General features: G+C 71.0%; 26 protein-coding genes. 11 read left to right on the top strand and 15 right to left on the bottom strand.

All coding sequences use genetic code 11. From position 1 onward, the window contains the following. The first annotated feature begins 305 nt into the window (after nucleotides 1–305). Both ACZ4UU_RS25190 and ACZ4UU_RS25185 read left to right on the top strand, forming a co-directional pair. Nucleotides 306–2,876 carry a DEAD/DEAH box helicase gene (locus tag ACZ4UU_RS25190; protein ID WP_471905633.1) on the top strand — a complete coding sequence of 857 codons (2,571 nt, stop codon included), beginning with the start codon at nucleotides 306–308 and terminating at the stop codon, nucleotides 2,874–2,876. A gap of 102 nt (nucleotides 2,877–2,978) precedes the next feature. Then, on the top strand, nucleotides 2,979–3,881 hold the full coding sequence (locus ACZ4UU_RS25185; RefSeq protein WP_471905632.1) for an alpha/beta fold hydrolase: 903 nt from the start codon (nucleotides 2,979–2,981) through the stop codon (nucleotides 3,879–3,881). Nucleotides 3,882–3,887: 6 nt separating this feature from the next. On the opposite strand, the gene ACZ4UU_RS25180 is transcribed toward ACZ4UU_RS25185, so the two are convergent. Beyond that, nucleotides 3,888–4,781, bottom strand: coding sequence for an NYN domain-containing protein (locus tag ACZ4UU_RS25180; RefSeq protein WP_471905631.1), 894 nt, complete (start codon nucleotides 4,779–4,781; stop codon nucleotides 3,888–3,890). 207 nt (nucleotides 4,782–4,988) lie between these two features. Here ACZ4UU_RS25180 and ACZ4UU_RS25175 point away from each other — a divergent pair, with 207 nt between their 5' ends. Continuing rightward, nucleotides 4,989–5,141: a hypothetical protein gene (locus ACZ4UU_RS25175; RefSeq protein WP_093747204.1), complete on the top strand. Its 153-nt coding sequence runs from the start codon at nucleotides 4,989–4,991 to the stop codon at nucleotides 5,139–5,141. A 79-nt stretch (nucleotides 5,142–5,220) separates the two neighbouring features. Here ACZ4UU_RS25175 and ACZ4UU_RS25170 read toward each other — a convergent pair whose 3' ends face one another. The 3 genes from ACZ4UU_RS25170 to ACZ4UU_RS25160 form a co-directional block, all read right to left on the bottom strand. Further along, the gene (locus ACZ4UU_RS25170; protein WP_471905630.1) at nucleotides 5,221–5,826 is read right to left on the bottom strand and encodes a MarC family protein; all 606 of its coding nucleotides are present in this window, start codon (nucleotides 5,824–5,826) and stop codon (nucleotides 5,221–5,223) included. Between the two features lie 162 nt (nucleotides 5,827–5,988). Beyond that, nucleotides 5,989–6,846, bottom strand: a complete 858-nt coding sequence (locus ACZ4UU_RS25165; RefSeq protein WP_471905629.1) for a PHP domain-containing protein — start codon at nucleotides 6,844–6,846, stop codon at nucleotides 5,989–5,991. Between the two features lie 186 nt (nucleotides 6,847–7,032). Next, nucleotides 7,033–7,674 (bottom strand): DUF6758 family protein, encoded by a 642-nt coding sequence (locus ACZ4UU_RS25160; RefSeq protein ID WP_217210468.1) that lies wholly within the window; start codon nucleotides 7,672–7,674, stop codon nucleotides 7,033–7,035. 161 nt (nucleotides 7,675–7,835) lie between these two features. On the opposite strand from ACZ4UU_RS25160, the gene ACZ4UU_RS25155 reads away from it, so the two are divergent. Next, a complete protein-coding gene (locus ACZ4UU_RS25155; protein WP_471905628.1) occupies nucleotides 7,836–9,062 on the top strand; it encodes an MFS transporter in 1,227 nt (408 codons plus the stop codon). 40 nt (nucleotides 9,063–9,102) lie between these two features. Here the strand turns inward: ACZ4UU_RS25155 and ACZ4UU_RS25150 are convergent, their stop codons facing one another. Continuing rightward, complete coding sequence (locus tag ACZ4UU_RS25150; RefSeq protein ID WP_471905627.1) at nucleotides 9,103–9,687, bottom strand: suppressor of fused domain protein; 585 nt, start codon at nucleotides 9,685–9,687, stop codon at nucleotides 9,103–9,105. A gap of 537 nt (nucleotides 9,688–10,224) precedes the next feature. Here ACZ4UU_RS25150 and ACZ4UU_RS25145 point away from each other — a divergent pair. After that, a complete protein-coding gene (locus tag ACZ4UU_RS25145) occupies nucleotides 10,225–11,340 on the top strand; it encodes a magnesium and cobalt transport protein CorA (RefSeq protein ID WP_471905626.1) in 1,116 nt (371 codons plus the stop codon). A 32-nt stretch (nucleotides 11,341–11,372) separates the two neighbouring features. Then, complete coding sequence (locus ACZ4UU_RS25140) at nucleotides 11,373–11,882, top strand: hypothetical protein (RefSeq protein WP_471905625.1); 510 nt, start codon at nucleotides 11,373–11,375, stop codon at nucleotides 11,880–11,882. Nucleotides 11,883–11,907: 25 nt separating this feature from the next. On the opposite strand, the gene ACZ4UU_RS25135 is transcribed toward ACZ4UU_RS25140, so the two are convergent. Continuing rightward, nucleotides 11,908–12,654: a hypothetical protein gene (locus ACZ4UU_RS25135; protein ID WP_471905624.1), complete on the bottom strand. Its 747-nt coding sequence runs from the start codon at nucleotides 12,652–12,654 to the stop codon at nucleotides 11,908–11,910. 220 nt (nucleotides 12,655–12,874) lie between these two features. Here ACZ4UU_RS25135 and ACZ4UU_RS25130 point away from each other — a divergent pair, with 220 nt between their 5' ends. Genes ACZ4UU_RS25130 through ACZ4UU_RS25120 form a run of 3 tightly spaced genes read left to right on the top strand, consistent with a single transcriptional unit; the run spans nucleotide 12,875 to nucleotide 15,933 of the window. Next, entirely contained in the window at nucleotides 12,875–14,170 is a 1,296-nt protein-coding gene (locus ACZ4UU_RS25130; RefSeq protein ID WP_471905623.1) for a magnesium transporter MgtE N-terminal domain-containing protein, read from the top strand. Then, complete coding sequence (locus tag ACZ4UU_RS25125; RefSeq protein ID WP_471905622.1) at nucleotides 14,160–14,756, top strand: DUF1003 domain-containing protein; 597 nt, start codon at nucleotides 14,160–14,162, stop codon at nucleotides 14,754–14,756. The genes ACZ4UU_RS25130 and ACZ4UU_RS25125 overlap by 11 nt, the downstream gene beginning before the upstream one ends. A gap of 43 nt (nucleotides 14,757–14,799) precedes the next feature. After that, nucleotides 14,800–15,933 (top strand): Mrp/NBP35 family ATP-binding protein, encoded by a 1,134-nt coding sequence (locus ACZ4UU_RS25120; RefSeq protein WP_471905621.1) that lies wholly within the window; start codon nucleotides 14,800–14,802, stop codon nucleotides 15,931–15,933. A 111-nt stretch (nucleotides 15,934–16,044) separates the two neighbouring features. Here ACZ4UU_RS25120 and ACZ4UU_RS25115 read toward each other — a convergent pair whose 3' ends face one another. From ACZ4UU_RS25115 to sigE, 5 genes are all read right to left on the bottom strand, one after another. Beyond that, complete coding sequence (locus tag ACZ4UU_RS25115) at nucleotides 16,045–16,713, bottom strand: hypothetical protein (protein WP_471905620.1); 669 nt, start codon at nucleotides 16,711–16,713, stop codon at nucleotides 16,045–16,047. Nucleotides 16,714–16,941: 228 nt separating this feature from the next. Further along, nucleotides 16,942–17,391, bottom strand: a complete 450-nt coding sequence (locus ACZ4UU_RS25110; RefSeq protein WP_471905619.1) for a sec-independent translocase — start codon at nucleotides 17,389–17,391, stop codon at nucleotides 16,942–16,944. Between the two features lie 218 nt (nucleotides 17,392–17,609). After that, nucleotides 17,610–19,607, bottom strand: coding sequence for a S1C family serine protease (locus ACZ4UU_RS25105; protein WP_471905618.1), 1,998 nt, complete (start codon nucleotides 19,605–19,607; stop codon nucleotides 17,610–17,612). Nucleotides 19,608–19,954: 347 nt separating this feature from the next. Continuing rightward, nucleotides 19,955–20,920, bottom strand: coding sequence for an anti-sigma factor family protein (locus tag ACZ4UU_RS25100; RefSeq protein ID WP_471905617.1), 966 nt, complete (start codon nucleotides 20,918–20,920; stop codon nucleotides 19,955–19,957). Continuing rightward, on the bottom strand, nucleotides 20,917–21,615 hold the full coding sequence (sigE, locus tag ACZ4UU_RS25095) for an RNA polymerase sigma factor SigE (protein ID WP_037798098.1): 699 nt from the start codon (nucleotides 21,613–21,615) through the stop codon (nucleotides 20,917–20,919). The genes ACZ4UU_RS25100 and sigE overlap by 4 nt, the downstream gene beginning before the upstream one ends. A gap of 235 nt (nucleotides 21,616–21,850) precedes the next feature. On the opposite strand from sigE, the gene ACZ4UU_RS25090 reads away from it, so the two are divergent. After that, nucleotides 21,851–22,549, top strand: a complete 699-nt coding sequence (locus ACZ4UU_RS25090) for an O-methyltransferase (protein WP_471905854.1) — start codon at nucleotides 21,851–21,853, stop codon at nucleotides 22,547–22,549. A gap of 84 nt (nucleotides 22,550–22,633) precedes the next feature. On the opposite strand, the gene ACZ4UU_RS25085 is transcribed toward ACZ4UU_RS25090, so the two are convergent. Then, nucleotides 22,634–22,801 (bottom strand): DUF3117 domain-containing protein, encoded by a 168-nt coding sequence (locus tag ACZ4UU_RS25085; protein WP_003966491.1) that lies wholly within the window; start codon nucleotides 22,799–22,801, stop codon nucleotides 22,634–22,636. 145 nt (nucleotides 22,802–22,946) lie between these two features. After that, a complete protein-coding gene (locus tag ACZ4UU_RS25080; protein WP_471905616.1) occupies nucleotides 22,947–23,111 on the bottom strand; it encodes a hypothetical protein in 165 nt (54 codons plus the stop codon). Nucleotides 23,112–23,176: 65 nt separating this feature from the next. Here ACZ4UU_RS25080 and chcB point away from each other — a divergent pair, with 65 nt between their 5' ends. Continuing rightward, nucleotides 23,177–23,980, top strand: coding sequence for a 2-cyclohexenylcarbonyl CoA isomerase (gene chcB, locus ACZ4UU_RS25075; protein WP_471905615.1), 804 nt, complete (start codon nucleotides 23,177–23,179; stop codon nucleotides 23,978–23,980). Between the two features lie 95 nt (nucleotides 23,981–24,075). Here the strand turns inward: chcB and ACZ4UU_RS25070 are convergent, their stop codons facing one another. Together ACZ4UU_RS25070 and ACZ4UU_RS25065 are read right to left on the bottom strand one after the other, a co-directional pair. Then, a complete protein-coding gene (locus ACZ4UU_RS25070) occupies nucleotides 24,076–24,663 on the bottom strand; it encodes a DNA-3-methyladenine glycosylase I (protein ID WP_471905614.1) in 588 nt (195 codons plus the stop codon). Then, nucleotides 24,660–25,010 carry a DivIVA domain-containing protein gene (locus ACZ4UU_RS25065; RefSeq protein ID WP_471905853.1) on the bottom strand — a complete coding sequence of 117 codons (351 nt, stop codon included), beginning with the start codon at nucleotides 25,008–25,010 and terminating at the stop codon, nucleotides 24,660–24,662. The genes ACZ4UU_RS25070 and ACZ4UU_RS25065 overlap by 4 nt, the downstream gene beginning before the upstream one ends. Nucleotides 25,011–25,027 lie beyond the last annotated feature (17 nt).

The raw sequence follows: 25,027 nt of genomic DNA, 5'->3' as shown, positions 1-25,027 counted from the left end.
TGGCCCGATCGGCTCCGACCCGACAGCCCTCCCCGGCCGTACGGCACTGTTGCGTACGACGACCGGAGGGACACCCTCAGCGGTACGAGCGCTAGAGCGTCGGCAGTGGTCCCGTGCCCTACGGCCAGCCCGTAAGGCAGCCGACGTCCCCGGCACGGTCCGTCAAGACCCCCGCGCTCGCCTCGCACCGCGCACACAGAAGAGGCAGCACCCTGACTACGACTTTCCGAGAGCTCGGAATCCTTCCCGAGACCGCCGAGGCCCTTGAGGCCGTCGGCATCGTCACCCCCTTCCCCATCCAGGAGATGACCCTCCCCGTCGCCCTCTCCGGCACGGACGTCATCGGCCAGGCCAAGACCGGCACCGGCAAGACCCTGGGCTTCGGTCTCCCGCTCCTGGAGCGCGTCACCGTCCCCGCCGACGTGGAGGCCGGGCGCGCCAAGCCCGAGGACCTCACCGACGCCCCGCAGGCGCTCGTCGTCGTCCCCACGCGCGAGCTGTGCACGCAGGTCACCAACGACCTGCTGACCGCGGGCAAGGTGCGCAACGTGCGCGTCCTCGCCATCTACGGCGGCCGGGCCTACGAGCCGCAGGTCGAGGCCCTCAAGAAGGGCGTCGACGTGATCGTCGGCACCCCGGGCCGTCTCCTGGACCTCGCAGGCCAGAAGAAGCTCAACCTCAAGCACATCAAGGCGCTCGTCCTCGACGAGGCCGACGAGATGCTCGACCTGGGCTTCCTGCCCGACGTCGAGAAGATCATCAACATGCTGCCGGCCCGGCGCCAGACCATGCTGTTCTCGGCGACCATGCCGGGCGCGGTCATCGGCCTCGCGCGCCGCTACATGTCGCAGCCCACCCACATCCGCGCCACCGCGCCGGACGACGAGGGCGTGACGGTCGCGAACATCGCGCAGCACGTCTACCGCGCGCACAACATGGACAAGCCGGAGATGGTCGCGCGCATACTGCAGGCCGACGGCCGGGGACTGGCCATGGTCTTCTGCCGTACGAAGCGCACCGCGGCCGACCTCGCCGACCAGCTGCAGCAGCGCGGCTTCGCCTCCGGCGCGGTCCACGGCGACCTCGGCCAGGGCGCCCGCGAGCAGGCGCTGCGCGCCTTCCGCAACGGCAAGGTGGACGTCCTCGTCTGCACCGACGTCGCCGCCCGCGGCATCGACGTCGAGGGCGTGACGCACGTCATCAACTACCAGTCGCCGGAAGAGGAGAAGACGTACCTGCACCGCATCGGCCGTACGGGCCGCGCGGGCAACACGGGTACGGCGATCACCCTCGTCGACTGGGACGACATCCCGCGCTGGCAGCTCATCAACAAGGCGTTGGAGCTGGACTTCAACGATCCGCCGGAGACGTATTCCACGTCCCCGCACCTCTTCGAGGAACTGAAGATCCCCGTGGGCACCAAGGGCGTCCTGCCCCGCTCGGAGCGCACACGCGCCGGGCTGGCGGCGGAGGAGCTGGAGGACCTCGGCGAGACCGGTGGGCGCGGTGGCCGCGGTCGCGGTGGCCGGGGCGGCCGGGACGAGTCCCGTTCCTCCTCGTCGGACCGCGAGCGCCCGGCCCGCACGCCGCGTCGCCGCCGCCGTACGCGCGGCGGGGCCGCGCTGGACGGGACATCGGCGCCGGCCGCCGGTCCCGCTACGGCGGACGAGACCGTCGAGGCCGCCGCGTCGGAGGCCGTGACCGCGCCGCGCACCCCGCGCCGCCGTCGCCGCACCCGCGGCGGGGCCGCGGAGCCGACCGCTGCCGTGCCGGCCACGTCCTCGGCGCCCGAGCCCGCGGAGGCCGCTGAGGCGGCCGTCGCCACGGCGGAGGGCCCCTCCCTGGAGGTCACCGACGAGGCCACGGCGAAGCCGCGCCGCCGCCGCACCCGCAAGTCGGCGGAGCCGAAGGCGACTTCGGCCGAGACGACGACGGTGACGGCGACGGAGCCCGAGGCCGCCAAGCCTTCGGAGACCGCGAAGGTCGAAGAGGCCGTCCAGCCGTCCGAGGCGGCCACGGCTTCCCAGGTCGCGGAGTCCGAAGAGGCTCCCGCTCCCGCCACCAAGCCGCGCCGCCGCACCCGCAAGGCGACCGCCCCGGCGGAGACCGCCGTCGACACGGCCGAGGGCACCACCGAGGCCGCCCCGGAGACCCCGGAGGCCGCGGAGACCAAGCCGCGCCGCCGGACCCGTAAGGCAACGGCCGCCGCCGAGGCAGCCGTCGACACGGCCGAGGCCACCGAGGCCAAGCCCAGGACGCGCCGCACCCGCAAGACCGCGGCGCCCGCCGAAGCAGCGGCCCCGGCCGCCGCCGACATCCCGGCCCAGACGGCCCAGGAGCCGGAGACCACCGAGGCAGCCGAGGCCAAGCCCAAGACGCGGCGCACCCGCAAGGCGACCGCCGCCGCCGAGGCAGCCGTCGATACGGCCGAGGCCACCGAGGCCAAGCCGAAGACGCGTCGTACGCGCAAGGCAGCGGCCCCCGCCGAAGCAGCCGTCGACACGGCCGAAGGCACGGAGGCGAAGCCGCGCCGGACCCGCAAGGCCGCGGCGACCGTCGTGGAGCCGGAAGCCGCCGAGGCCAAGCCGCGCCGGACCCGTAAGGCGACGGCCACCGCGGAGGCCGCCGTGGACACGGCCGAGGCCGCTGAGGCCAAGCCCAAGGTCCGCCGGACCCGCAAGGCGGCCGCCGCGCCGGCCGCCGACATCCCGGCCCAGGCCACGCAGGAGCCGGCGGCCGCGGAGGCACCCGCGCCTCGGCGTCGGACCCGCAAGGCCGCGGCGACCGTGGAGGCCGCCGACGGCACCGCCGAGGTGAAGCCCAAGGTGCGCCGCACCCGCAAGGCCACGGCAGCCACGGAGCCCGCGGAGAGCTGATCTCCCGTACGACGGCCCGGTCCCGCCCAGCGCGGGGCCGGGCCGTCGGCGTTCCCGGGCCGGTGGGTGGGGGTCAGGCGGTGCACGGGCTACCCTCCCCCCGTGACCACCGAACCCGCCTTCACGCCGCCCCCGAACGCCCGCGCCTACCCCCTGTCCACCTCCCGCGGCACGTTCGCCGTCGTCGACTCCCCGGTCGCCGCCGGCGTCGAGCCCCGAGGGGTCGCCCTGCTGCTCCCCGGGTTCACCGGCAGCAAGGAGGACTTCACGCTGATGCACGAGCCGCTCGCGGCACGCGGCTACCGTACGGTCGCCGTGGACGGGCGGGGCCAGCACGAGTCGGACGGTCCGGAGCGCGACGAAGCCCCTTACGCGCAGGGCGAGTTGGCCAGGGACGTGCTCGCGCAGGCAGCGGCTCTCGGCGACCTCGGTGCCCCGCTCCACCTCTTCGGCCACTCCCTCGGCGGCCAGATCGCCCGGGCCGCCGTCCTCCTCGACCACACGCCGTTCCGCTCGCTGACCCTGATGGCGTCGGGCCCCGCGCAGATCTCCGACTCCCAGCAGCAGCGCGTGAAGCTGCTGCGGGACGCGCTCGGCGTGATGGACATGGCCGAGACATGGGAGGCGATCCTCGCGATGGGCCCGCCCGAGGAGGTCGGCGGTCCGGCGCGCGGCATCGGCGGACAGGAGCTGCTGCGCCGCCGCTGGCTCGGCACGAAGCCCGCGCAACTCCTCGCCACGGGACGCCAGTTGTGCACGGAGCCGGACCGCGTCGACGAACTCGCGGCCCTGCCGCTCCCGTTCCACGTACTGTCCGGCGCCAGCGACGACACCTGGCCGGTCCCGGTCCTCGACGACATGGCCGCCCGGCTGAACGCCCGCCGCACGGTCATCCCCGGCGCCGAGCACTCCCCCAACGCCGACCAGCCCCTGCGCACGGCCCAGGCGGTCGCCGACTTCTGGGACACCGTGGACGACGCGGGCGTACGCGCGACCGAGACCTAGGGGACCCTAATACTGCGCCTGAAGGTGCTCCCAGAACCCGTCCCGCAGCGCCCGTCGCAGATCCGACTGGCCGCGCAGCGAGTACTGGAGCAGCCCCTCCGCCTCGACCAGCAGGTCCTGGTCGACGGAGCCGGGCAGATACGGATGTCCGGGCAGCAGTTCCACGAGCGACTCGCGGCCCCGTGCCGCGAGCCACTTCGCCGCGATCTGCGCGCCTACGAAGCGGACGTCCTCCCGCGTCGGCCGGGACCCGGCACCCTCGTAGGCGGCGGCCGTGCGCCGGGCGACGTACGGCTTGAAGAAGTCGAGGTCGAGGGTGCGCTGGCTGTCGACCTCCCAGAGCAGCGGCTCGGCCTGGTTACGCCCTTCCGGTGCCTCGATGCCCCACAGGTGCACCCGTGCCCCGTACCCCTGCGCCGCCTCGACCGCCGACACCAGGTCCTCGTCGCCGCCGAGCAGGGCGGCGTCGCTGATGGCCCGGTGTCTGGCCAGCGACTCCAGGTCGGTCCTGATCAGTGAGTCGACGCCCTTCTGCTGGTTGTTGGCGTTGAGGTTGCCCAGGCGGACCTTCACGTCGGGGAGCTCGGCGATCGCCTGCTGTTCCGCCGTGTGGATACGGCGCCGCGCGCCGTCGTACCAGTAGACGCGCAGCAGCCTGCTGTCCGCGAAGATGGTGCGCGCCCGGTCGATGAGCGCCTCGATCAGCCCTTCGGTGTCCACGTCGAAGGCCCGGCGGTCCTCCGTGCCGGCGACCAGCCGTCCCGCGGCCGCGTAGAGGTAGCCCGCGTCGACGAAGATCGCATGGGTCGAGGGCGTCTTCGCCACCTCGGCGAGCATGCGCTGCAGCAGCTCGTTGGTGTGGTCGATGCGGGCGGCGAGCGCCGCGAGGTCGTCGTTCATCGCTCCCATTGTCCCGGCGGTCACGCTGCGAACACAACCGGTCCCGGTCAGTCCCGCCTTGATCACTAGGCGGCCGCTTACCGGTCAGTAGTTAGCCGTTCGAAAAATTTCTTTAGCGTAGGGAATGTTTGTAACACGCAGCCCGTTGCATACGTGTGTAACCCCAGTAGTTCTCCGCAGGAGGATGACCAGACGAAGGGAGAAGCCATGCGCTTCGAAATCATGCGACTCGACGAGTTCGACGGGACCCCCGTGGACAGCACCGTCGTGGACGCCGCCTCCGTCAACCGGATCGTTCAGCAGGCCGCCGCGACAGGGCAGCGGCTGTGGATCCGACCGGCCGAGACCACGGCCTCATAACAGACGCGGATCACCGCAGAAGCTTCGAAGCCCCCGTACGGCCCTTGGGCCGTACGGGGGCTTCGCGCATACGTCGAGGTCAGGCGCCCTGGATCACCTGGGTGACGCCGTTGATGATCTGCTGCACCGCGATGGCCGACAGCATCATGCCCGCGAGCCTCGTCACCAGGACCACGCCGCCGTCCTTGATGACCCGGATGATCAGCAGCGAGTACCGCATCACCAGCCACAGCACCACGTGGATGGCGAGGATCGCCGTCCACACCGACACCTGCGTGGCGACGCTGCCGGCCTTCTGCACGGCCAGGATGACCGACACGATCGCGCCCGGTCCGGCCAGCAGCGGCATGCCCAGCGGGACGAGGGCGACATTGACGTCCTTGGTCTGCTTCGGCTCGTCCGTCTTGCCGGTGAGCAGGTCGAGCGCGATCAGCAGGAGCAGCAGCCCGCCCGCGATCATCAGCGCGGGCACGGATACATGCAGGTAGTCCAGGATCTGGTGCCCCAGAAGCCCGAACACCGTGATCACCCCACCTGCCACACAGACCGCCTGAAAGGCCATCCGCCTCTGCACCTTGGCCGGCCGCCCGGCGGTGAGCGCGAGAAAGATCGGGGTGATCCCGGGGGGATCCATGATGACGAAGAGGGTCAGAAAGAGAGAGCCGAAGACAGCGAGGTCGAACATGAGTGGAGGGCCTTGCGAGGTGAGTGAACGCGCGGTGGTCAGGCAGCGCGGGGCTACAGCCGCTGTGCCGCTACCGCTGTGGGCAGTCGTTCCGCGGGGCGGAACGGGTGGGCACGGCCGACAGCGCCGGGTGCCTCGAAAACGGACGTGAAGGTGACCTGGCTAGGCCCCGCCGGTCCCCGGGACGGGAAACGCTCCGGTGGCCCGCCGCGTGATCTCGCCGTACACCTCGGGATCCGTCGTGTACTCGCCGAGCACGCACGTCTTGCGGCTGCCGTGGTAGTCGCTGGACCCGGTCGTCAGCAACCCGAGCTCCTTCGCGAGCCCGCGCAGCCGCGCCCGCGTGTCGGGATCGTGGTCCATGTGGTCGACCTCGATGCCGTCGAGCCCGGCCGCGGCCATCTCGGCGATCACGGCCTCCGGCACCGTACGGCCCCGCTTGCTCGCGGCGGGATGCGCGAACACGGTCACGCCGCCCGCGGCCCTGACCAGCCGGATCGCCTCGAACGGGTCGGTCTCGTGCTTCTCGACGAAGGCCCGGCCACCGTCGGCCAGCCAGTCCTCGGTGAAGGCGTCCCCGACAGTCGGTACGACACCGAGCTCGACCAGCGCCGTCGCGACATGTGGCCGTCCCACGGATCCCTCACCGGCGATCCGCAGCACCTGCTCCCAGGTGACGGCCACGCCCAGCTCGTTCAGCTTGCCGACCATGCCCTGCGCCCGCGGCACCCGGTCGTCCCGCACCAACTCCCGCTCGGCGAGCAGCGCGGGCTCATCGGGGTCGAAGAGATAGGCCAGCATGTGCATGCTGATCCCGTCGATACGGCAGGACAACTCGGCACCGGTGACGAGAGTGAGCCCCTCCGGCAACGCGGCGATGGCCTCGGCATACCCACGGGTCGTGTCGTGATCGGTCAACGCCACGACATCCAGCCCGGCAGCGGCAGCATTACGCACCAACTGAGCCGGTGCATCCGTCCCGTCGGAAGCAGTGGAGTGGGTGTGCAGATCGATACGCACGCACGAACTCCAAACGCCGGGACAGGCAGGGACGCTCAAGGATAACCAGCTTTTCAACCATCCCTGTCACCCCCTGCACAGCCACACGCCCCTTACCGTCACCCACCCAGGGGCGCGAGGAACTGCGCGACCAGCCACAGAAGACCCGCAGCCGCCACACAAGAGACACCCCCTCTTCCGTGGGCGCTACGGCCCAAGCAAGCGCGGTGACAACGCTCCGCAGGGCACCAACTCCACCTCGGCCCCCGCATCCCGCAGATCCGTCAGCACCAGCTCGTCGTACATCAGCAGCCCCGACTGCTCGGGCCACACGACCGCCCACAGCCACATCCCGAGCGCCTCCCCCGCGAACACGGCACGGTCGTCGGGCGCACCCGAGACATGCCACAGCGGCGTAGGACGCCCGGCGGCGAGGACCTTGGCCTGGGGTGGCTTCTCGACGTTCATGTACGACCCCGGATCCGGGCCGTCGATACCGGCGTAGCGCGCCCCGAGCCCGACCCCGAGCTCCTCGGCGACCAGGATCATCTCGCCCATGCCGCCGAGCGGGCCGGGTCCGGAGCAGGCGACGGCCGTCGCACGACCTCCGGTACGGTCGTCGCCCGCGCTGGCGACGCCCGTGAACAGCCAGCCGATCGGCAGCGGCCACGGCATCCAGACCGGCACCTGAGTGCGGTGCACGACCACACCGAGGGCCTCGACGCTGGGCGGGATCACAGGCTGCACCGGATGCACGGTGCCGTGCACGTCGCACTGCCAGGTGTCGGCGAAGAGTCCGGGAGCCCTGACCCGGCCACCACACTTCGGGCAACTGGGTTCGCCCCTCATAGGCCCCCACGGTCCTACCCCTTCTGCGTCACGTCAAGGACGATCACCCGTCCGGACGGAACCGATTCACCGGCCAAATATAGATGTAGCTTACATTAATTAGACTAGCTAACATACTATGTGTAGCTGACAGCCACCTCGGACCGGATGGGAGCATCGGTATGGACACCTTCGACGCGGGAGCGGGCAGCATCCTGCGGCAGCCGAAGGCCGTGTGGGCGACGGCCGGAGCGTCCGTCGTCGCCTTCATGGGCATCGGACTCGTCGACCCGATCCTGCCGTCCATCGCGAGCGGCCTGAACGCCACGGCCGGTCAGGTCTCCCTGCTCTTCACCTCGTACTTCCTCATCACCGCCGTGGCGATGCTGGTCACCGGCTTCGTCTCCAGCCGGATCGGCGGCCGCAAGACCCTGCTGCTCGGCCTCGCGTTCGTGATCGTCTTCGCCGGGCTCGCGGGCACGTCAGGATCGGTCGGTGAACTGGTCGGGTTCCGGGCGGGCTGGGGGCTCGGCAACGCGCTCTTCGTCTCGACCGCCCTCGCCGTCATCGTCGGCGCGGCGGCCGGCGGCAGCGCCGCGGCGATCCTGCTCTACGAGTCCGCCCTCGGCCTCGGCATGGCGTGCGGGCCGCTGCTGGGCGCGCTGCTCGGGGACGCCAGCTGGCGCTACCCGTTCTTCGGTACGGCCTTCCTGATGGCGGTCGGCTTCCTGTGCATCGCGGTGTTCCTGAAGGAGCAGCCCAAGCCGGCCCGCAAGACCTCGCTGCTGGACCCGATCAAGGCGCTCGGCCACGGCGGCCTGGCATCCGCGGCGGTCTCGGCGTTCTTCTACAACTACACGTTCTTCACCGTGCTTGCCTTCACGCCGTTCGTTCTGAACATGAGCCCGTACCGTTCGGGCGCGGTGTTCTTCGCCTGGGGCGTGCTGCTGGCCGTGTCCTCAGTGATCGTGGCACCGCGCATGCAGCGGCGGTTCGGTTCGCTGAAGGTGCTCGGCGGGTCACTGGTGCTGCTCGCCCTCGACGTGCTCGTCCTCGGCTACGGCGACCACACCACCGCCGTCGTGTGCACGATCCTGTCCGGCGCCTTCATCGGGGTGAACAACACCGTCTACACGGAACTGGCGCTCGGCGTGTCGGACGCGCCGCGACCGGTGGCGAGCGCGGGCTACAACTTCGTGCGCTGGTTCGCGGCGGCGGCCGCGCCCTACTTCGCACCGCGGATCGAGGAGTGGACCGGCAGCATCCGGGTCCCGTTCGTGGTGGCGGCGGTCACGGCCGTGGCGGGCGCGCTCGTGGTCGTCGTGCGGCGGAACTCCCTCACGCACGAGGCGGAGGAGCTGGAGACGAGGCACGCGACCGAGGACAGCGTCGCCGTGTTCGCCAACTGACGGTTTTCGGCCACTGGTTGGTGAGGTTGCTCACGCGTGGTCAGTCCAGCGGGACGGACTTACGGGCGGGGTCCCGAAGGTCCGTCCCGTTCGTCAGCCAGCGCTCCTGAAGGGCCTGGGCGCCGTGCACACGCTTCCAGGCGGCCTCGTTCGGTGTCATGGGCAGCAGCGGCAGGAAGTGCACGGGATCGGCGGGCGCGTCGAGCTCCAGGTCCTCGACCAGGCCGCCCGGCTCGGCGACCAGGACGGAGGTGAAGGGGGCGCCGGGCCAGAGCGGTTCACCGACGTCCAGGGAGGCACCGGGGGCGATGATCACACCCTCCACCTGCGGGGACGCGGCGAGCACGGCGAGCGGACGGAGCGCCTTGTCGGTGTCGGCGATCCCGGCGCGGACCGAGAGGACCAGCTCGGCGCGGGGGCCTTTGACCGGGTCGGCGACCATCGCGGTGGGGTCGCTCATGGGCTGCGCGGACATGCCGAGCGTGGCGTAGCGGACGAGGTCGCCCTCCTGGAAACGGAGCACCTCGATGCGGTCCGTGCCGAGGAAGGTGACCGCCGCGCGCGCGTCCGGTTCGCCCAGCGCACTGCGCAACCGGGCTTCGACCAGAGGAAGAACATCAGCCATGCCGCGAGCATAGAACTCGTCAGTACAGGGCAAAGCAGCGCCTTGACACTTCAGTCGGCTGATACTCTTGCCCGGTGTTCGGGGCAGCACGCAGACGGGGGTAACACCCAGGCCCTTGAGGCTCTGGGGAGTCGCGATCGAGTCCCGACGCTGATGGAAACTCCCCTACGGGGAACCCCTCACGGGGTATGGAACGTCCCTTACGAGGGACCGGCCGGAGGAGGTGGGGCTGTCATGGATCGAAGTCGACCGTGCAGTACCACTCGCTCTTCCCGCCGCTGATGTAGCTGATCCGGCTGTTCCGCTCCGGCTGACCGCCGTCCTTTCACGCTTGCGTCCTCCCACGGAAGAGCACTTCGTTTCGCTTTGCCTGATCGTCTGATCTGAATCAGCAACGAAGCTTCCACCGCAACGGTGCGGTGCTCCCCGCTTTGTGGACGTGCCAAACATCCTGAGGTCAGGACGTCCCCATTCCGGGCAGTTCCAACCGTGCTGCGGTCCTTCACGCTTCGTTGCCCGTTGCGAAGGAGCCTGCTCATGTCGATGATCCGCGACCTGCGTGCCGTGGTCCGCCCCTCCCGCATCTCGCTGCGCAAGGACAGCGGCCCGTACGACACCACCCGCGACCCCGCGACCCCCTCCGCCGTCGTCGACTGCGCCGTCTACCGCGACGGCCGCCGGCTGGAGACCGACAAGCCGCTGACCCCGCACCAGGCGATGCGCCAGGTGCGCCGCGACGGGGGCTTCGTGTGGATCGGACTGCACGAGCCGACGGAGGCCGAATTCGCCGGCATCGCCAGTGAGTTCGGGCTGCACCCGCTCGCCGTCGAGGACGCGGTGCAGGCGCACCAGCGGCCGAAGCTGGAGCGCTACGACGACTCCCTGTTCACCGTCTTCAAGACCATCCACTACGTCGAGCACGACGAGCTCACCGCCAACAGCGAGGTCGTCGAGACCGGCGAGGTCATGTGCTTCACCGGCCGGGACTTCTTCATCACCGTCCGGCACGGCGGCCAGGGCTCGCTACGGGCGCTCCGGCACCGCCTCCAGGACGACCCCGAGCTGCTCGCCAAGGGCCCGTCGGCCGTGCTGCACGCCATCGCCGACCATGTCGTCGACGGGTACATCGCCGTCGCGGACGCGGTGCAGGACGACATCGACGAGGTGGAGACCGAGGTCTTCTCGCCGGGCCGCAAGGGCACGCCGCGCGGCACGGACGCCAGCCGGATCTACCAACTCAAGCGTGAGGTGCTGGAGTTCAAGCGGGCGGTGTCGCCGCTGCTGCGCCCCATGCAGCTGCTGAGCGAGCGGCCCATGCGGCTGATCGACCCGGACATCCAGAAGTACTTCCGGGACGTCGCCGACCACGTCGCCCGCGTCCACGAGCAGGTCATCGGCTTCGACGAGCTCCTGAACTCGATCCTCCAGGCCAACCTCGCGCAGGCGTCCGTCGCGCAGAACGAGGACATGCGCAAGATCACCTCGTGGGCCGCGATCATCGCCGTACCGACGATGGTGTGTGGTGTCTACGGCATGAACTTCGACTACATGCCGGAGACCCACTGGAAGTACGGCTACCCGGTGATCATGAGCATCACCGTGGCCATCTGCCTCGGCATCCACCGCACGCTGAAGCGGAACGGCTGGCTCTGACCGGGCCGGAGTCCGCTGGTTAGTCTTGGGCCATGACAAGCGAGCTGCTCGACCAGGCCCTCCTCGAGGAGGCCACGAAGAAGTCCGGCCTCATCTGGGTCAAGGGCCCCGGTCTCCCGGCCCGGGCGCTGTGGCACGCGTGGCACGAGGGTGCCGCGTGTGTCGTCGGCGACGGTCCGGGCGAGCAGCCGCTGCCGGGGCTGGCCGACGGCGGCTCCGCCGAGGTCATCGTACGCAGCAAGGACAAGAGGGGCCGGCTGGTCTCCTGGAACGCGAAAGTCGTCGAGCTCGTCTCGGGCTCCGAGGCGTGGGAGGCGGCGGTCGCCGAGCTGAAGGGCAAGCGGCTGAACGCCCCCGACGGCGAGGCGATGCCGGAGCGCTGGGGCCGGGAGTGCCGGGTGCTGCGTCTGGAGCCGACCGGCGCCATGGGGGTGCTGCCGGACGGGTCGCTGGCCGAGGCGCCGGTGCCGTCGCCGGCGACTACGCGTCAGCCGATCCCGGCGGGGGTGCCGCGGCTGCTGTTCAAAAGAAGGCGGCGTTGAGCGGTCCGCGACAGGCCGTCTTCTGTCATGACGTCGGTAGTTGCTTGCCGTAGTCCACTGTGTCGTCCTTGGCCGGCTTCTCAAGAGTGAAGTCCTTGCCCCAGTCGGAGAAGGTCAGGGTTCCTCCGTCGCCCGCGCGGGTCAGCAGCAGGGGATACGGCTTGCCCTCCAGTGAGACGTCCAGGGTGCCGCCGGAGCCCTTGTCGCCGGTGATGCGGATGGTGCGGGTGCCCGCCTGCTCGTGGTGGCCGTCCGTGGCCAGTGTGCCGTGCAGGGTCAGCAGGCCGTCCAGGAGCAGGCCCTTGTCGGTGAAGCCGCTGAACTTCTTGTACGTCGGGTCGCCCTGCGGCACCTTCACGTACTTGCCGTTCAGCTTGTCCACGGCCCCGGCGTCCGCCTTGCCGTCGCCGCCCGCGTCGCTCCAGAAGCCGGCGTCGGCCTTCAGGTACAGCTGCTCGTCGATCCGCAGCAGCTGGAAGGTGGCCCCCTGTGCGCTGACCGACCCGGTCCCGCCGTCGGACGTCAGCTGCATGTCGAGCTTGTAGGTGCGCCCGCCGGCCACCACGTTCCCGGCGAGATGTACCGCGTCGGCGGAGTCGGCGGCCGTACGGGTCTTGCGCTGGATCTCGGCGGCCGACAGCTTGCCGACCCCGTTGGTGCCCTCGTCCGGGTCCTCACTGCATCCCGTCAGGCCTGCTCCCGACACGACCAGCGCGCACACGGCGCTCGCCATCGCGGCCCGGCGAGTACGACCCTGAGGAATCGCAGTCACAGGTGGGGCTGCCTTTCTGTTGTGGGACCGGTCGGCGTACCGCAGCGTACCGGTGAGTCGGGGTCGCGGCGGAGCCAGTCCGTCCGGACCGCTCACCAGGGCGTATCGGATCCGGACGGGCTAGCCTGAAGCTCACCCGAGCGGGCAATTCGGAATTGCGGCCCGGCGGCACAGCCGCGACAGCGACACAGCACACCCCGCACGCAAAGGAGCCTCAGCCATGGCAGCCGGCGCTCCCCGGATCTTCGTCTCGCACCTGGCCGGCGTCGCCGTGTTCGACCCGAACGGCGACCAGGTGGGCCGCGTCCGTGATCTGGTCGTCATGCTGCGCGTCGGCCGGCGCCCGCCACGGCTGCTCGGCCTGGTCGTCGAACTCTCCACCCGGCGCCGCATCTTCCTGCCCATGACCCGCGTCACCAGCATCGAGTCCGGACAGGTCATCACCACCGGTGTGCTCAACGTCCGCCGTTTCGAACAGCGCCCCACCGAGCGCCTCGTCTTCGGCGAGCTCCTCGACCGCCGCGTCACCCTCGTCGAGACCGGCGAGGAGGTCACCGTCCTCGATCTGTCGGTCGGGCAGCTCCCGGCGCGCCGGGACTGGGAGATCGACAAGGTGTTCGTACGCAAGGGCGGGCGGAGCGGCGCCTTCCGACGGGCCAGGGGCGAGTCGCTGACAGTCGAGTGGTCCGCCGTCACCGGGTTCTCCCTGGAGGAGAAGGGGCAGGGCGCCGAGAGCCTCCTGGCCACCTTCGAGCAGCTGCGCCCCGCCGACCTCGCCAACGTCCTGCACCACCTCTCCCCCAAGCGCCGCGCCGAGGTCGCCGCCGCCCTCGACGACGACCGCCTCGCCGACGTACTGGAAGAGCTCCCCGAGGACGATCAGATCGAGATCCTCGGCAAGCTGAAGGAGGAGCGCGCCGCCGACGTCCTGGAGGCCATGGACCCGGACGACGCGGCCGACCTGCTCGGTGAGCTCCCGGAGGAGGACAAGGAGCGGCTGCTGAGCCTGATGCAGCCCGCCGACGCGGCCGACATGCGCCGCCTGATGGCGTACGAGGAGCACACGGCCGGCGGGCTGATGACGACCGAGCCGATCATCCTGCGCCCCGACGCCACCGTCGCCGACGCGCTCGCCCGCGTCCGCAACCCCGACCTGTCCCCCGCCCTGGCCGCCCAGGTCTACGTCTGCCGCCCGCCCGACGAGACACCCACCGGCAAGTACCTCGGCACGGTCCACTTCCAGCGCCTGCTGCGCGACCCGCCGTACACCCTGGTCAGCTCGATGGTCGACGAGGCGCTGGAGGCCCTGGAACCGGACGCCGCGCTGCCGGTCGTCGCCGGGTTCTTCGCGACGTACGACATGGTCGCGGCGCCCGTCGTCGACGAGTCCGGGTCGCTGCTGGGCGTGGTGACCGTGGACGACGTACTGGACCACATGCTGCCCGAGGACTGGCGGGAGACGGAGTTCCACCTGGATGAGGACACGGGCGAGGGGGTGGCGGCCCATGGCTCCTGAGCGGGAGGGCACGCGCGAGCGTGTGGCGTCGGGCGCCACCGCGGCCACCCGGGCGCCCCGGGCGCGCCTCGACCAACCCCGGCCGCCGCGCCGCCGCATCCTGCCCGAGTGGGACCCGGAGGCCTTCGGACGGCTTTCGGAGCGGATCGCCCGCTTCATCGGGACCGGGCGGTTCCTGGTCTGGATGACGGTCGTGATCATCGTGTGGGTGCTGTGGAACATCGCCGCTCCGAGCAGCCTGAAGTTCGACGAGTACCCGTTCATCTTCCTGACCCTGGCCCTGTCCCTTCAGGCCTCGTACGCCGCCCCGCTGATCCTGCTCGCGCAGAACCGGCAGGACGACCGCGACCGGGTCAACCTCGAACAGGACCGCAAGCAGAACGAGCGGTCCATCGCCGACACCGAGTACCTGACCAGGGAGATCGCCGCCCTGCGCATCGGCCTGGGCGAGGTGGCCACCCGCGACTGGATGCGCTCGGAGCTGCAGGACCTGATGAAAGAGCTGGAGGAGCGGCCCAACGGTCACCGCGAGGCCGGGGTATTCCCGGCAGATCGGTCGCCTGGACGTGACGTAGACGACCGCTGACGGGCTTTCCGGGGCATGGCTACCGGGCCGTACCATCGTCCTTATGGCTACGGAAGACGCGGTGCGCGAAGCACTGGCGACGGTGAACGACCCCGAGATCAACCGCCCCATCACCGAACTGGGGATGGTCAAGTCGGTGGAGATCGGTGCGGACGGTGCGGTCGCGGTCACCGTGTACCTGACGGTCTCCGGCTGCCCGATGCGCGAGACCATCACACAGCGTGTGACGGACGCCGTCTCCGCGGTCGAGGGCGTCACGCGTGTCGATGTCACGCTCGACGTGATGAGCGACGAGCAGCGCAAGGAACTGGCGAACGCCCTGCGCGGCGGCACCGCCGAGCGCGAGGTCCCCTTCGCCAAGCCCGGCTCGCTCACCCGCGTGTACGCGGTCGCGTCCGGCAAGGGCGGCGTCGGCAAGTCCTCGGTGACGGTCAACCTGGCCGCGGCGATGGCGGCCGACGGCCTGAAGGTAGGCGTCGTCGACGCCGACATCTACGGCCACAGCGTGCCGCGCATGCTGGGCGCCGACGGGCGTCCGACCCAGGTCGAGAACATGATCATGCCGCCGTCCGCGAACGGCGTGAAGGTCATCTCCATCGGCATGTTCACCCCGGGCAACGCCCCGGTCGTGTGGCGCGGCCCGATGCTCCACCGCGCGCTTCAGCAGTTCCTCGCGGACGTGTACTGGGGCGACCTGGACGTCCTGCTCCTGGACCTCCCGCCCGGCACCGGCGACATCGCGATCTCCGTGGCCCAGCTGGTCCCGAACGCCGAGATCCTGGTCGTGACGACCCCGCAGCAGGCTGCGGCCGAGGTCGCCGAGCGCGCGGGCTCCATCGCCGTCCAGACCCACCAGAAGATCGTCGGCGTGGTCGAGAACATGTCCGGCCTGCCCTGCCCGCACTGCGACGAGATGGTCGACGTCTTCGGCACGGGCGGCGGCCAGGTCGTCGCCGACGGCCTCACCCGCACGACGGGCGCCACGGTCCCGGTCCTCGGCAACATCCCCATCGACGTCCGCCTCCGCGAGGGCGGCGACGAGGGCAAGCCGGTCGTCCTGACGGACCCGGACAGCCCGGCGGGCTCGGCCCTGCGCGCCATCGCGGGCAAGCTGGGCGGACGCCAGCGGGGTCTTTCGGGACTGTCCCTGGGGATCACTCCAAGGAACAAGTTCTAGACGCCCCAGGAGCGCGGGGAACTGCGCGACCAGCCACGACGCACGCGCAGTCGCCAGACGGCATCAAGCCCTACGGCGAGGGGGCACCGATATCACCGGTGCCCCTTCTGCTTACGCGTACGCGGAAATATCCTTGATCATGGCGAAGCCGAGCCCGTACGCACTCATACCGCGCCCGTACGCCCCCACATGCACCCCCTCCTGAGTCGAGCCGGCGAGCACCCACCCGAACTCCGACTCCCGGTAGTGGAAGGGCGTGGGTACGCCGTCCACCGGCAGGGACAACGTCGACCAGTCAGGCCCGTCCAGATCGTCGGCCAGCGCCCACGCCGTCTCCGTCTGCTGCTCCAGCCAGTCGTCCCGCAGCGAGTGGTCCATCTGCCCCGGCCAGGTGAAGGACAGCAGTCCCACCCCCGCGAGCCAGGCCGCCGAGGACACCGACGTGGCCTCCAGCAGCCCCGTGCCGTCGGCGCTCCGTCGGGACGGGTGCGCCGCGACGGTCACGACCACCGCGAACTTCTCCCGGTCCTCCGTCGCCTCGTTGCGTACGGAGGGCTCGTCGCCGTGCCCGGTCGAACCGTGTTCCACGGTCCCGTCGGCCGCCGTGCCGACCTGCATCAGCCAGCGCGGCCCGGTGAAGGCCTCGTCGAGGCCGTACCAGGGGAAGGGCGCCAGCAGGTAGCCGTCGACCGTGCGCCGGGCGGAGGGGAACTGCTGTCCACTCTCCACGGCCGGTTCCTGCGCGACTGCCCGACTAGTCGTCTGACTCGTCGTCTCCATGTGCCCGGACGCCTCCTCGTTCTCGCCGGACCAGCCCGGCCCGCCCCCCTTCGGGCGTACTCGTCCGGTCCGCACAACAACTCGGCAGCATAGCCACACCGCTCCGAACGGCAGGGAAACCGCCCGGCGCGCGGGGCGCACAGAGGGCGGGTTCAGGCCGTGCGCGACCCGGGCGGAGTATGAGAAGCGTCACGTACGAGCGGTGTCCCGCCCGCGTGTTCGTACGGCTCAGGTGGCGTCCGCGTCGTAGGGCGGGCGCTCGTCGCGGGGCTGCTCGGGCTTCTTCGTCATGTCGACGCTGCCGCCGGAGGCACCCGAGGAGGACGACGAGGCGGACGAGGACGAGGACTCCGATTCGCGGCCGTGGACGGCGTCGGTGACCTCGGCCATCTCCTTCTTCAGGTCGAAGCCGTTGCGGATCTCCTTGATGCCCAGTTCGTCGTTGTCCATCTGCTTGCGGATGAACGTCTTGGGGTTGAGGTCCTCGAACTCGAAGTCCTTGAACTCCGGTCCGAGCTCCGACCGGATGTCCTGCTTGGCGCTCTCCGAGAACTCGCGGATCTTGCGAATCGTCCGCGTGACGTCCTGAATCATCTTCGGGAGCTTGTCCGGACCGAAGACGAGCACGGCGAGGACGACGAGCGTCACCAGCTCGAGAGGTCCTATGTCATTGAACACCTGAAGCTCCTTGCGATGTCCTCGGTCCTCGGCCCTCAGTGGTCGAATGCGGGTCTTCCGTGGTCCGGGCCGGGTCCACGGTACCCGGCGATCCGCTACGACCGGTACTGTCCCGAGGCCTCCGAATGCGGGTAGGCGTGCGGTTTTCCGGGTTGTTTGCCTTGTCAGGGCATAAGTGGGGCGGTTGGGCGACGTCGGGTGTGAGGTTTCTGTGAGTCTCAGTTGCCGCTCGACGAGCCGAGCGTCAGCGAGATCCTGATCTCCTTGCCGCCGCGTTCCAAGGTCAGTTCCAGGTGGTCGCCTGGGCGGTGGGCGCGGGTCTTGACGATGAGTTCCTCACCGGAGTGGACGCGCTGGCCGTCGACCTCGGTGATGACGTCGCCCGGCTTGATGCCGGCCTTGTCGCCGGGGCCGCCGTCGGTGACCGCGGAGCCGCCGTCACTGCCCTTGGTGCCGACGCGGGCTCCGTCGCCCGTGTAGTCCATGTCGAGGGTGACGCCGATGACCGGGTGGGTCGCCCTGCCGGTGTTGATCAGCTCCTCGGCGACCCGCTTGGCCTGGTTGACCGGGATGGCGAAGCCGAGGCCGATGGAGCCGGCCTGGCCGCCGTCGAGGTCGGAACCGCTGTCGGCGGAACGGATCGCGGAGTTGATGCCGACGACCCGGGCCCGGGCGTCGAGGAGTGGGCCGCCGGAGTTGCCGGGATTGATGGGCGCGTCGGTCTGCAACGCGTCCACGTACGACACGTCGCTCGCGTCGCCGCCCTCGCCGCCGGCCGTGATGGGCCGCTCCTTGGCGCTGATGATGCCGGAGGTGACGGTGCCCGCCAGGTCGAACGGGGCGCCGATGGCGACGACCGGGTCGCCGACCTGGACGTTGTCGGAGTTGCCGAGCGGCAGGGGCTTCAGGCCGCTGACTCCGGTGACCTTGACTACGGCGAGGTCGTAGCCGCCGTCGCGGCCGACGACGGTGGCCTTGGCGGTGTCCCCGCTGTGGAAGGTCACGGATATCTCGCCGTCGTCGCCCGCGGGTTCGACGACGTGGTTGTTGGTGAGGATGTGACCGCGGTCGTCGAGCACGAACCCGGTCCCGGTGCCCTGCTCCTCGCTCCCGCTGACATGCAGGGTCACCACGCTGGGCAGCGCCCGCGCGGCGATCCCGGCGACACTGTCCGGCGCCCGCCCGGCGGGCTCGGCTTCGGCCTGGGGCAGCTCGACGTCCCCGACCCCGCCGTTGCGCTCCAGAGACGCCCCCACGACCCCGCCGACGCCTCCGGAGACGAGCGCGAGCAGCACGGCGCCGATGAGGAGCACCTTCATTCCCCGTTTGTGCCGCTGCTCCTGGGTACGGACCGCGGCGCCGTTCTGCTGGAGGGGCGCGCCGGGGCGGGCCTCGCGCGACCAGGGGTCGTAGTTCTGCCAGGGGTTGGCAGGGGGCGGGGGCGGGGCTTCGGCGTAGGTGGGGGCCGGGACGGCTTGGGCGGGGGCGTCGGGGGCGGAGGGCCCCGCCTGCGCGGGGATGCCGGGGGCCGGGCTGGGGACATGGGCGGGTTCGGCGGCCACCGGGGGCGGGGCCGGGGGTGCCGACGGCGCGGGCGCGCCGGGCACGAGCGCCGGCCCGCCATGCGTCGGTGGCGGCGGCGACGGTACGGCCGTCCCGTGCGCCGGCGTGGTCGCCGGGTGCTGGACCGGCGGGGCGGGGGCCCAGGGGCCGGGCTCGCCGTAGGGCGGGGTGCTGTAGGGGTCGGGGGCGTGCAGGGGCTGGGGGCGCGGGTCGCCGGGTTCTGCGGGAGCAGAGACAGCAGGGGCGGCAGCCGCGGGAACAGGGGTGGCGGGAGCCGGGGGGGTGGGGACTGGCGCAGCGTCACTCACCGGCGGGACGGAGAGCTCAGGGGCGTCGGCGGGTCGCGCCAGCTCGAAATCGCCCTCCGTCGAAGCCCTGCCGCCGGTTGCGCTCGCCAGGGGACGCGCCAGCTCGAAGTCGCCCCCGTCCGACGCCCTGTCGCCGACCGTGCCCACCGCGGGCCGCGCCAGCTCGAAGTCACCGTCCGTGTCACCGGTCCGGTCCCGGTCCCCGGCGCCTTCAGGTGCCGATACGGCCGGCTCGGCCCCGCCCGACTCGTCCGGCGTCGGTGCCACCCCGTCCGCCTGGCCCGAAGGTCCCTGCGGTCTGGGTCGGTTCCACCACTTCGCCTTCGCGGGCTTCCCCTCGTTCATGCTCTGCTTCCTGCTCGCTGCTGACCGTGGCTCGAGTAGGACGCTTCATTCCGGGCCGCATCCGCACGGAGGACCGAACGGCCCACGTCGTCGGAGGCGGACGCAGGCGACCCCGGTTTCACGGCGGGCCGCCACCGGGAACGCCGCGGCGCCCGAATGCCTACTCGACTCTGCGCTGTCGCACTCGATTCCCCCCGGGGAACCATGCGACCCCGACCTACCTCCCCCATCCGGCACGCGGCGTCAACGGCGGCCGCAGTTCCTCGACTCCGCGCCCGGCCCACCGGCACGGCGCGCGGCCCACCCCGGATTCAACCAGGTTCGTGGGCCGCTGCGCAGATGTCGGGTCAGCGGCCGGTGGCCGACGGGGTGGAGGGGGCCGTGGTCGCGTCGGGGACGGGCGCGGCGAACAGGTCGGGCGTCGTCGCGATACCGGGGGTCGTCGACCATGCGGTCAGGGCGAGCGGCGGGTTCGCGCTGAGCGGGCGTATCAGCGGGGACATGGCGGCCGCGCCGGCCACCACGGGCGCCGTCAGGGTGTGCAGGTCCGCGTCGACGGGCTGGGCCGGCATCCCGGGCAGGAGCGGCGCCGACACCTCGGTCGGGGCCACCGGTGTGTCGGAGGCGCCCTGGCCCTGCGCTAGGAGCGGGCCGACCGCGCGGCGACGCTGGTTCTCGGCCGTCGCCGCGGCGCCGGTGCCCTGGGTCCGGGCCGGCGTCACATTGCTGCCGCCCGAGCCGCCGCGAGCCTCCGTGTCGGTCGGCGCGCTCGATGTGACACCGCCCAGCGCGATGGCGGCCAGCGAGACCGCACCCGCCGCGACGAACGCGAACCGCATCCGGGAGGACGCGGAGCGGTCGGCGTCCTGACGGCCCACGGGGTGGGTACGGAAGCCGCTGTCGGTGGCGGGGAGCGCGGAGCCGTGCGAACGGGAAGGGACGTAGCCGAACTCGAAGCGGTCGCCGCGCTTCATGCCGAAGGCCCCGGAGGCGCCGGGTCGTCCGGACAGTCCGCCGAACCCTCCCCCGCCGAGCGGCGAGCCGCCGCCGTCCAGGTCACCTCCCCCGGGGAGCCCCTGAAGACGGGCCAGGAAGCTCTCGGAGGGAGGCGGTGGGGCCGCCTCCGCGAAGACGTTCTTCAGCCGGCGCTGGGCGTCGACCTCGGACTTGCAGCGGGCACAGGTCGCCAGATGGGCCAGGACGCGCTCACGCGTCTCATGACCGAGCTCTCCGTCGACGAGGGCGGAGAGTCGGTCGCCAAGGTGCTGCTCGGCGAGGAGCCGTTCAGCCGGGTCGGGTCGGGAGCCACTCACGCGGTCGCGCCCCCTCCCCCCAGAGCGGCCACACGTGGCACGAAGGAGCGACGCTCGGCGCGCGCCTCCGGCGAGCGGTGGGCGAGGGCCTTGCGCAGCTGCGAGCGGCCGCGGTGGATACGGGACCGGACCGTACCGAGCTTGACGCCCAGGGTCGCGGCGATCTCCTCGTACGACAGTCCTTCGATGTCGCACAGGACGACCGCGGCGCGGAACTCGGGCGCGAGCGTGTCGAGGGCCTGCTGGACGTCGGCGTCGAAGTGCGCGTCGTTGAAGACCTGCTGGGGCGTGGGCTCCTTGCTGGGCAGCCGCTCGGCGGCGTCGTCGCCCAGCGCGTCGAAGCGGATGCGCTGCTTGCGGCGGACCATGTCCAGGAAGAGGTTGGTGGTGATGCGGTGCAGCCACCCCTCGAAGGTGCCCGGCGTGTAGGTCGACAGGGAGCGGAAGACGCGGACGAAGACTTCCTGCGTCAGGTCCTCGGCGTCGTGCTGGTTGCCGGTGAGGCGGTACGCCAGTCGGTAGACGCGACCGCTGTGCGTGCTGACGATCTCCTCCCAGGTGGGCGGAGTCCACGCCTGCCCGTCCGCGTCGGTGGAGAAGGTCGCGGTCTGGGCGTAGTCGCCGGCGTGGCTGTGGTCAGCGGTGTCGTTCACGGATTTCGGCCTGCCCGCCGATCCGAGGAAGCGCCGCAGCACTCCTCCCCGATCCACAGGCGCAGCCGCACCTCCCCTATCGGCTCTGGTGGTGTCCAGTGGAGCCCCTACCATAGCCACCTCGCCCGTTAGCTCCGGATAAGCGGTTTTACGAGAATTTGATCTGGGCTGGCACGGCTGATGCGCGTGCGTCAGCAGTTGCTCGCCGCCCCGCTCATCATCGTGATCCAACTGTGTCCCCCCGGTCGTCTTCCCACCCCTCTAAACGCCCGGTCCCATCTGCGGGTTCCCGGCCGCAACGGATACAGTCACGCCCAGGCAACCACGGGGACAGGAGAGGGCCATTACCGGCAACCGGCAGACGAGCTGGGCGTTCGCCGACGCCTACGTCGCCGAGGACGACGTCCTGCGCTGGGCCCGGGACCGGGCCCGTGAGGCGGGACTGCGCTCGGTGTCGCCCGGCACGGGCGCCGCGCTGCGACTGCTGGCCGCCTCCGTGGACGCGAAGGCGGTGGCGGAGATCGGCACCGGCACCGGTGTCTCCGGTATCCACCTCCTGCACGGCATGCGCCCCGACGGCGTCCTGACGACCGTCGACCCCGAACCCGAGCACCAGCAGTTCGCCCGCCAGGCCTTCCGCGCCTCCGGCTTCGCCAGCAACCGCGCCCGCTTCATCCCGGGCCGCGCCCTGGACGTCCTGCCGCGCCTCGCGGACGCCGGTTACGACCTCGTCTTCTGTGACGGTGACCGGCTGGAGTTTCTCGACTATCTCGCTGAATCGTTGCGCCTGCTGCGTCCGGGTGGCCTCGTCGTCTTCGAGGGCGTCTTCGCCAACGGCCGCACGGTCGACTCGGGCCCGCAGCCCACCGAGGTCATACGCATCCGGGAGCTGCTGCGCGCGGTGCGCGAGAGCCAGGAGCTGGTGCCGTCGCTGCTGCCGGTCGGGGACGGCCTGCTGTGCGCGGTCAAACGCTGACCGCGAGGCAAGCGGCGGGGAAAGCAGCGACCCCGGCACCAGATGCGATGCCGGGGTCGCCGAAAGGTCAGGGTCGCTGCCGCGTCAGCCGACGACCTTCTTGAGGGCGTCGCCGAGCGCGTCGGCCTCGTCAGGGGTCAGCTCGACGACGAGCCGACCGCCGCCTTCGAGCGGAACGCGCATGACGATGCCCCGCCCCTCCTTGGTCACCTCGAGCGGGCCATCACCCGTTCGCGGCTTCATGGCCGCCATGCTCGTTCCCCTTCCTGAAACCAGCTCATCGTCAAAGCCGACGGCCCTGGGAGGGCACGCGCGTCCAGCGTGAGACACGCGACACCGGCATCGAACACATTGCTTCCAAGCCATTATCCCGCATCTCAGGACCCGATGACCAACATCAGTCGGCATCGCTTGGGCAACGCGCGCGAGCAAAACCACTCAATTCGGCGATGTGACTGCGATACTGCGCCACCGCACTCGCTTCCGCCGCGCGGAACCGGACACGAATTCTTTGATGCAGGTCACACGTCCGGTCAGGGCCGTCGCCGGTGATCTCCGCCATGCTGTCCTTCAGACAGGCGCGTACCGACCAGTACGCCCAAGCCACGACAGCGGAGGGGACACCCCATGGCCGACACCGTGCTCTACGAAGTGAGCGACGGACTCGCGACGATCACGCTGAACCGCCCCGAGGCGATGAACGCGCTGAATGTCGCGACCAAGGTCGCCCTGCGGGACGCGGTTGGCTCCGCGGCGGACGACAGTGCCGTGCGCGCCGTGCTGCTGACCGCTGCCGGGGACCGTTCCTTCTGTGTGGGACAGGACCTCAAGGAGCACATCGGGCTGCTGCTGACGGACCGGGAGACCGGGTCCCGGCAGACGATGAGCACGGTGCGGGAGCACTACAACCCGATCACACGGGCGCTGACGGAGATGCGGAAGCCCGTGGTTGCCGGGGTGAACGGGGTCGCTGCCGGGGCGGGCTTCGGTTTCGCGCTGGCCGCGGACTATCGGGTGGTCGCGGATACGGCTGCCTTCAATACGTCCTTCGCGGGGGTCGCGCTGACCGCGGACTCCGGGATCTCGTGGACGCTGCCGCGGGTCGTCGGCCCGGGGCGGGCCGCTGACCTGCTGCTCTTCCCTCGGAACATCAAGGCGCAGGAGGCGTACGAGCTGGGGATCGCGAACCGGGTCGTGCCCTCGGCCGACCTGCGCGCGGAGGCTGAGAAGGTGGCGCGGGCGTTGGCCGAGGGGCCGACGGTGGCGTACGGGGCGATCAAGGAGGCCGTGGCGTTCGGGATGTCCCACTCCTTGGCGGAGACCTTGGAGAAGGAGGACGAGCTGCAGACTCGGGCGGGGTCTTCCGAGGACCATGCGATTGCGGTGCAGGCGTTCGTGAACAAGGAGAAGCCGAAGTATTTGGGCCGATAGGTCCGAGGGACCGGAGCGCCGCTGGGGGCTGCGGGTCCGATGTGGCCGGCCGCGCCCCCGCGGCGGAGCCTCATATCGACACAGCCCCGCGCCCCTCAAAGGGCGCTTCTCGCCACGCATGCTTCCAAGTGGTCGTCCACCAGGCCGCACGCCTGCATCAGGGCGTATGCCGTCGTCGGGCCCACGAAGCGCAGGCCTCTCTTCTTGAGAGCCTTGGACAGGGCCGTCGACTCGGGTGTGACTGCGGGGACGTCAGCGAGCGTCCTCGGGGCCTTACGGGTGCTGGGGTCCGGGGCGTGGGACCAGATCAGTTCGTCCAGGTCGCCCCGGGTCCAGTCGGCCAGGGCACGGGCGTTGGCCAGGGTCGCGTCGATCTTGGCTCGGTTGCGGATGATGCCCTCGTCGGCGAGGAGGCGGTCCCTGTCGGTGTCCGTGAAGGTCGCGACCTTGGCGATCTCGAAGCCGGCGAAGGCGGCGCGGAATCCCTCGCGGCGGCGCAGGATCGTGATCCAGGACAGGCCCGACTGGAAGGCCTCCAGGCTCAGGCGTTCGAACAGGGCGTCGTCGCCGTGGACCGGGCGGCCCCACTCCTCGTCGTGGTAGGTGACGTAGTCCGGGGTGGACAGGGCCCACGGGCAGCGCAGGGCGCCGTCCGGGCCGGCCAGGGCCGCGCCGTCGCTCACTGCTGGTCCTCCTGCGGGGGCTTCTCCATCGACACCTGGCCGGCCGACGCCTGCGCGCCGGACAGCGCGGACTCCAGGTCGGCGATCCGGGCGTCGCGCTCGGCGAGCTCGGCGGCGAGGCGGCTGAGGGCGTCGTCGACGTCGGACATGCGGTAGCCACGGGCGGCGAGCGGGAAGCGGAGGCTGTCGATGTCCGCGCGGTCGAGCGGGCGGTCCGGCGGCAGCAGGTCCTGGAGCCGCTCCGGCGCGGCCTCCGGCAGCGGACCGTCGCCCTCGCCGCCGCCCACCACGGCGAGTGTCACCGCGGCGACCACCACGGCCAGCGCGATGACCAGGAACAAGAACATAACCATCGCGGCGGCCC

It is taken from the genome of Streptomyces sp. NPDC028907 (assembly GCF_055564995.1).
Note: the sequence above shows the minus strand (reverse complement) of the source record. Positions and strands in the feature narration are given on the sequence as shown.

Coding starts and splice junctions, on each gene's coding strand:
- ACZ4UU_RS25190 (WP_471905633.1), top strand. CDS start 306: ATGACCCTCCCCGTCGCCCTCTCCGGCACGGACGTCATCGGCCAGGCC.
- ACZ4UU_RS25180 (WP_471905631.1), bottom strand. CDS start 4,781: ATGAACGACGACCTCGCGGCGCTCGCCGCCCGCATCGACCACACCAAC.
- ACZ4UU_RS25175 (WP_093747204.1), top strand. CDS start 4,989: ATGCGCTTCGAAATCATGCGACTCGACGAGTTCGACGGGACCCCCGTG.
- ACZ4UU_RS25170 (WP_471905630.1), bottom strand. CDS start 5,826: ATGTTCGACCTCGCTGTCTTCGGCTCTCTCTTTCTGACCCTCTTCGTC.
- ACZ4UU_RS25160 (WP_217210468.1), bottom strand. CDS start 7,674: ATGAGGGGCGAACCCAGTTGCCCGAAGTGTGGTGGCCGGGTCAGGGCT.
- ACZ4UU_RS25155 (WP_471905628.1), top strand. CDS start 7,836: ATGGACACCTTCGACGCGGGAGCGGGCAGCATCCTGCGGCAGCCGAAG.
- ACZ4UU_RS25150 (WP_471905627.1), bottom strand. CDS start 9,687: ATGGCTGATGTTCTTCCTCTGGTCGAAGCCCGGTTGCGCAGTGCGCTG.
- ACZ4UU_RS25145 (WP_471905626.1), top strand. CDS start 10,225: ATGTCGATGATCCGCGACCTGCGTGCCGTGGTCCGCCCCTCCCGCATC.
- ACZ4UU_RS25140 (WP_471905625.1), top strand. CDS start 11,373: ATGACAAGCGAGCTGCTCGACCAGGCCCTCCTCGAGGAGGCCACGAAG.
- ACZ4UU_RS25130 (WP_471905623.1), top strand. CDS start 12,875: ATGGCAGCCGGCGCTCCCCGGATCTTCGTCTCGCACCTGGCCGGCGTC.
- ACZ4UU_RS25125 (WP_471905622.1), top strand. CDS start 14,160: ATGGCTCCTGAGCGGGAGGGCACGCGCGAGCGTGTGGCGTCGGGCGCC.
- ACZ4UU_RS25120 (WP_471905621.1), top strand. CDS start 14,800: ATGGCTACGGAAGACGCGGTGCGCGAAGCACTGGCGACGGTGAACGAC.
- ACZ4UU_RS25115 (WP_471905620.1), bottom strand. CDS start 16,713: ATGGAGACGACGAGTCAGACGACTAGTCGGGCAGTCGCGCAGGAACCG.
- ACZ4UU_RS25105 (WP_471905618.1), bottom strand. CDS start 19,607: ATGAACGAGGGGAAGCCCGCGAAGGCGAAGTGGTGGAACCGACCCAGA.
- ACZ4UU_RS25085 (WP_003966491.1), bottom strand. CDS start 22,801: ATGGCGGCCATGAAGCCGCGAACGGGTGATGGCCCGCTCGAGGTGACC.
- ACZ4UU_RS25080 (WP_471905616.1), bottom strand. CDS start 23,111: ATGGCGGAGATCACCGGCGACGGCCCTGACCGGACGTGTGACCTGCAT.
- chcB (WP_471905615.1), top strand. CDS start 23,177: ATGGCCGACACCGTGCTCTACGAAGTGAGCGACGGACTCGCGACGATC.
- ACZ4UU_RS25065 (WP_471905853.1), bottom strand. CDS start 25,010: ATGTTCTTGTTCCTGGTCATCGCGCTGGCCGTGGTGGTCGCCGCGGTG.